Here is a 5,505-nt window from a genome sequence, read left to right as displayed (position 1 = left end):
AGCCCAATGTGATGATGAAGGGCGGCGCTGGGTCAACACTGTTCATCCACTCTACGTCGAAGACAGGCCACGAAATCGCAGACGATCCTTCCTCGCCTGTGTCGTCTGCCGCAGGGCCTGTTTCCTCGGAAAGTTCGATCGTCTCTATAGGAATTGCCGTTCGCGACTCGCTCGAAAGCGCGCGGTGGTCCACCGAGTGCAGAGACTCGACGATTATCTCTTCGCCTGATACCCAGACCCGCCGCAATCGTAATTGTGCAGGGTGATAGTCAGCGGGCACCTCCGCACACAACACGACCTCGAGCGACATGATCAGAATTCGGAACCTCCGACCTACCCGATCGGTGAAGACCGGCGCGGGCTCGGAACCTTCCCACTCACCCTCACCCTCGCGCTCGAACTTGAGGTCCATGCCGACATCAGTCAGGGACTCGTACGTCCTACTCAGGTATTCGCGCTTCTTAGTGAGATCCCCCCACGACAGATTGATCGGCGGTTCAGGTGCGTTCCCAAGGATTACTGCCATGGCCGGTGCCTACCCCTCCTGGGTTCAGTTCGAGATGGAGCTGTTGCTCCCTCGGTAAACGTACCGGCCTCCCTGGACGACGCAGACGATGTAGTTCCGCCATAGCAACTAGCGTCCCGATGAGAGTCCGGCTTTCGGAGCGTCGGTGCGGGTTGCGTTGGTTCTTGTCGCCGAGGAGGTGAGTCGCGCTGCCCGAAGGTCTTGCCTGGGCTTTGACGACTCCGGAGAGATTGAAAGCGTCGACGTCTGCGAGTCTCTCCCGGTCTCGGTCGCTGAGCACGAGGCGTGACGAGCTCAGAGCCTCATTTCGGTCAACGCTCCTTGTCTCCCTAGTCGGCCGGCGTTTCTCCGTGCACGAGCCACGAGATCGAAATCCCGACTATCCTGCTGAGTTCATCCCCCCAGTCGCCTGAAGCCCAGTATTGACCTCGTCCGAGAAGGGCACGAGCCATCCTTCGGGCGTCACGGATACGCGCCGGGCGTTCGTCCCGGTCCCCGGCCTTCCAGTTACCAAACACCGACGCTAACCACATCTGAACCGCCACGTCTGGCGAGTTCATCACGTCCGACGTCCAGTCCACACTTCTGGAAGCGTGCCTGAGCAAGCGCGGGACGTCTCGATCAGCCGTGGCCTCCGAAGCCAGTTCTTCGAGGAAAGTTGAGAAATCTATGCTGAAGAGCGGCGCGTGCGCCATCGCCCGCACCAGAGGCGTGCGGGACGCGAGACGCACCAAGATTCTTTCCATCTCAGTGAGGTCGTGACTGTGCGCAGGCACAGGTAAGAGAGTTCCCTCGCGGGGCCCTCGAACAACCTGGACGTAGTCCTGGTTGAAGAATCGCTCGCCCAGGTCAACGTTTCCGTCGATCCGGTCGACGAGGGCATCGCAGGCCTCGAGTGCCAAGTCTCGCGGGACGATGTTCCGCTCGATGCTGAGGGTGTATCTGTGCGGGACCCAACAGGCGAACTCGGCGAACTCGTCGGGTTCAACTTCCGAAAAATCGAACGCCACGACACTTCCGGGGAATTCGCCTCTTTCCTCAACTCCGATGACGTCCCACATGTCAGCTCCTTAATGCTTCATGGATCCCACCGTCTAACCCGCGATGCCCGACAACTGGGTAGCTTCGATGCGAGCGTTCCCGCTGACGGCGGTGCACGCAAGATTCTCTCGCCATCCCGTATACGTTCAGGCTTCCTCGGCGAATGTCGCCAGCGTAGCGAAGAGTCGACTCGCCGCCACATCACGATCCCAATGGCGCCCCACCCCATTTCGGGGACACTTAGTTCCACGCAGGGCCGGGCAGCTAATGGAGCCACCCCAGCACCTGGCTCGAATTTGCTCGCGTCCCGTGCGGCGAGAATGAATCCTTCAAGTAGTCGTTCAACGTTCCGATGAAGGTTGGCTGACGGCGATAACGCTGCTCTAGTGCAAGCAGACCGAGTCCGCAAGAGGCTCAATGACGCTCCACCTTGCCGCCGCAGTTGAATCGACGTTCGTTCGGCCCAGTGCATTGCGGTTCCCTGTTCGAAGGCGCCAAACATGTTGCCCTTCGAGAGGCATCAGGACGGAATTTCGAGACTGACTGGACCCGCTTCGTGGGGGCCGCCGCATCGCTCGGTTCCACCCACGCGCCGCCACTCGAGCGCGAATTCCCGTTCGGCGAGAACCTCTCCCTCGGCGGACACTGCGCGAAGTGTGAGCATTTCTGGCGCCTGCATGTCCAGTGAGACTTTCCATGCGCGCTCGTCCACGCGAGCGATGGAGTACAGCGAAGGGTCACGAGTGGAAGCCGGCGATGAGGTCGAAGGATTCTTCGGGATCTCCGTGGCTAATCGCAACGGCTCGTCAGAGCCTTGCTCAAGAGTCGCTGACGAAGTGCAGACCCCGTCTGCACACATCTCGAGTGCCGTAACCACACCTGCGTTGCCGCTCAATTCGACACCGACCGTGTTTGTCCACCCGATGGTGGTGCAGACTCCGGGAGATGCGCACCCTGAGACTGTCAAACTCCCCAGCAGCACCGCGGCAAGGCCGAAGAAGCGAGATTTCCCCATGCCGGCGAACATAGCAGCATCCGTGGCTATCACGCCGACGGGGGACAGCAGCTCCTCGTTGATCGTTCCCGGTGAGGGTTGGTTCGTGATTATAATCCGCGCGGTGGCCGGGCGAGACAGGTGGGTCGTTGGACTTTCCCGGACGTGCCGTGCTGCAAGCTGGGCGAATGGTGAACACGGCGATCTTTGTTGAGATCGAACTAAAAGCTGAGATCGACCGGGTGTGGCAACTCACGCAGGACCCGGAGAAGCATCCCCGCTGGGATCTTCGGTTCAGCACCATTACGCCCGCTGGCGAGCTCTCCACCGGCGGATACCGGTTCATTTACGAGCGGGGCCTGTTCCTGCACACGATCAAAGGGACAGGCACTTCTCTGGGAGAACGACGGCGGCCAGACGGAACGCGCACATCTGCGCTGCGGTTCACGACCAACGACAGGCTGTCGCCACTCGGAGAAGGTCGCGGTTACTGGCGCTATCTTCCGACGGAGGAAGGCACGATATTCATCACCGGCTTCGACTATGAGCCTGACTGGGGGCAAGTGATTGACCGGCTGGTCATGCGCCGTTTCATTGGTTGGATGACGGCGTGGAGCTTCGACCGGTTACGAATCTGGGCCGAAACGGGCACGCCGCCGGAACGCTGGCCGCTGGCATCCGTCCTTGCTTTCTGGCGCCCGGACCGGCCCAAAGCCTCCCGCTGCCGGCGAACCCCGAGCCAGGGGAGCACCATGGCTCAAGCCCCCAGCACCTTGCGCACGCTCGAGGCGCCATGACGTCGATCTTTCAACGAGCGCTCGGGGCAGACTTCGACCGGTTACATCCGATGCTGCAACGACGATTCGGCGTTGGGCTCGACGCTGGCTACGGATGTGTCGGTCGCGGCACGATGACCCACATCAAGCGTGGCCCCTGGTGGACGATCCCGTTCCTCCGGCTCGGTGAATTCCGCAACATTCTGACTCCTGATGTCGGCGCGAACGTGCCGTTCACCATCGAGAATTATGCATATCGCGACCCGTTTGGCCGCGAAACTGTGACGTTCGTTCGCGAATATCGGGTTCGCCGCAAGCCCAGCAGGTTCGACGCGACAATGGTTCTCAGCGATGGGAAGGTGCTCGATTACCTGGGCACGCACCAGCATCTGGCAGTCGACTTAGATCTCTCCGTCGACCCGGACGGTTCCCTGCGCCTGCATTCCGGCGCCCAACGCTTCTACGCGGGTCCGGTGGGGTTTCGATTCCCCATGCTTTTCAGCGGCCGAGCCGACCTACACGAGTCTTTCGATGACAACGAGAACGTCTACCGGATTCGACTTGACGTGCGAAACCGGGTCTTTGGGTTCTTGTTCGGTTACGAAGGCGAGTTCACCTGCGACTACGTTCCCGCATCAGACGCACCCAACCGGCTCAAGCCGTTACGGCACGAGCGCCGAGTCTAGGGATATAGGAACGGCGCTATTGCAAAAAGCTTGTCCCGTTAGGCGTTCCCCTGAGGGTTCCCGGGTCTCGCCAACCTGCTCGTAAGCGATCAGGTTCGGTAGCTGCCATCACGCTCGAAGCCCAATCGAGGGACGCGGCTCACCGGTTTAGACCCGATCTCGAAGGGTCCATCCTGCTGCCGTTGCGCTCGAAGGCCATAACGGCGGGTGATTGTGCGATGCGCTGGAGCCGGTCGGTGCCGGGGGCGAGGCCACGTATCGACTCTCGCGCTGCGGCCGTCGCGTGCGTGAGCCCGCGATCTGCCCGATCGCGCTCCATCGCAAGGACGAACTGTTCCCGAGCATCATCGAAGCTGGACGCGACGAGGTGCAGACGATTGGAGTTCCTTCCGCGAGTCATGCCCACATAGATACCAGCCGCATCCATGGCGTCGCCGAGGATTGTGTCGGACTCGCCCACAGTGGCGCCCTGCATTCCGTATGCGGTCGACGCATACGCCAGATGGGTGTGCTCGGCGACGTACTCCGTCGGTAGTCGCACAGTGCGTTGCCTCCGACCCGCGGTGTGGTCCTTTACCCACACCGCGCCGTCGTCGCCCACATTCTGCACAATCCAGGTCTGCCGGTTCGCGACGTGCAGCGTTGAGTCGTTCTGCCGCGTCTGTATTACATCGCCGCATCCCATGTTCAGTCCGTCGCTACCGGTGGAGTTGCGGCAGTCGTCAACTCGGCCCGCGCGTACCCGTTCGTCGCGGATGCGCATGTTCAGTGCGCGCGCTTCGTCGTTCGTCGCGACGGTGATCGCGTCTCCCTCACGCCATTCACGTGCGACCGCGTCATGGAGGGCGCCTGCGCTCTCATGCAGGACGACGAGGCCGAGTGTGTTTAGCCGGTCGAATAGCGATGTGGGGTGTTCCCCGCGTCGCAGCTGCACGGTGAGCGCGGCATACGCGGGATCGGCGAAGCGGTGCACGGTCGTCATGGCGTGCACGCGGGGGAGGAGTTGCGCGGCAATGTCGAGCACGCCGCCGCGGCCGATCGCGGCGAGCTGTGCGCGGTCGCCGACCAAGGCGAGGGTGGCTCTGTGGTCGTCCGCGATGGTGAGGAGCGCGAGTGCCGCGTCCTGGTCGAGCATGCCGGCTTCATCGACCACGATCCGCTCGCTGCGCACGAGCCGCGCGGCCGCCGTGGGGCCCGTGTAACGGGCACCGGTCTCGGGGTCGGTCTCCCCAACGGAGAGCCGGGTCCAGGCGCCGTCGCGATTCCATCGCCATCCGTGCTCGTGGACGAGCTTCGCGACGCTGTCGGTTGCAACGCCAAGTTCCTGATGCGCGACGTCGGCCGCCTTCTTCGTCGGCGTGATCACCCGGGTTGCGCGGCCGTGCGCCGCCGCGCCCTCGCCCGCCGCCGCGCCCGCCTCGCCAGCGTCGTCGCCGACGATCACGCGGTAGAACTCGCGCCGCGCGTAGAACCAGTCTCTTT

The 5,505-nt window shown here is 62.5% G+C and carries 5 protein-coding genes; 2 read left to right on the top strand and 3 right to left on the bottom strand.

Annotated elements, in window-relative coordinates:
- Together ACLQ62_RS03810 and ACLQ62_RS03805 are read right to left on the bottom strand one after the other, a co-directional pair.
- Positions 1-526: hypothetical protein (locus ACLQ62_RS03810; protein ID WP_411720344.1), on the bottom strand; the 526-nt coding region annotated here is incomplete at its 3' end.
- 329 nt (positions 527-855) lie between these two features.
- The gene (locus tag ACLQ62_RS03805; RefSeq protein WP_411720343.1) at positions 856-1,587 is read right to left on the bottom strand and encodes a hypothetical protein; all 732 of its coding nucleotides are present in this window, start codon (positions 1,585-1,587) and stop codon (positions 856-858) included.
- 1,162 nt (positions 1,588-2,749) lie between these two features.
- On the opposite strand from ACLQ62_RS03805, the gene ACLQ62_RS03800 reads away from it, so the two are divergent.
- Both ACLQ62_RS03800 and ACLQ62_RS03795 read left to right on the top strand, forming a co-directional pair.
- Positions 2,750-3,358 carry an SRPBCC family protein gene (locus tag ACLQ62_RS03800; protein WP_411720342.1) on the top strand — a complete coding sequence of 203 codons (609 nt, stop codon included), beginning with the start codon at positions 2,750-2,752 and terminating at the stop codon, positions 3,356-3,358.
- The gene (locus ACLQ62_RS03795) at positions 3,355-4,023 is read left to right on the top strand and encodes a DUF4166 domain-containing protein (RefSeq protein ID WP_411720341.1); all 669 of its coding nucleotides are present in this window, start codon (positions 3,355-3,357) and stop codon (positions 4,021-4,023) included. The genes ACLQ62_RS03800 and ACLQ62_RS03795 overlap by 4 nt, the downstream gene beginning before the upstream one ends.
- Positions 4,024-4,162: 139 nt before the next feature.
- On the opposite strand, the gene ACLQ62_RS03790 is transcribed toward ACLQ62_RS03795, so the two are convergent.
- Positions 4,163-5,505 (bottom strand): ATP-dependent RecD-like DNA helicase (locus tag ACLQ62_RS03790; protein ID WP_411720340.1); only part of this gene is annotated, 1,343 nt, incomplete at its 5' end.

The organism is Mycetocola sp. (genome assembly GCF_046716805.1).
Lineage (GTDB): Bacteria > Actinomycetota > Actinomycetes > Actinomycetales > Microbacteriaceae > Mycetocola_A.
The sequence above is the reverse complement of the archived record's forward strand: the minus strand, read 5'-3'. Positions and strand labels throughout refer to the sequence as shown.

What these genes read in the sequence shown, in the direction of transcription:
- ACLQ62_RS03795 (WP_411720341.1), top strand. Translation starts at nt 3,355, where the DNA reads ATGACGTCGATCTTTCAACGAGCGCTCGGGGCAGACTTCGACCGGTTA.
- ACLQ62_RS03805 (WP_411720343.1), bottom strand. Translation starts at nt 1,587, where the DNA reads ATGTGGGACGTCATCGGAGTTGAGGAAAGAGGCGAATTCCCCGGAAGT.
- ACLQ62_RS03800 (WP_411720342.1), top strand. Translation starts at nt 2,750, where the DNA reads ATGGTGAACACGGCGATCTTTGTTGAGATCGAACTAAAAGCTGAGATC.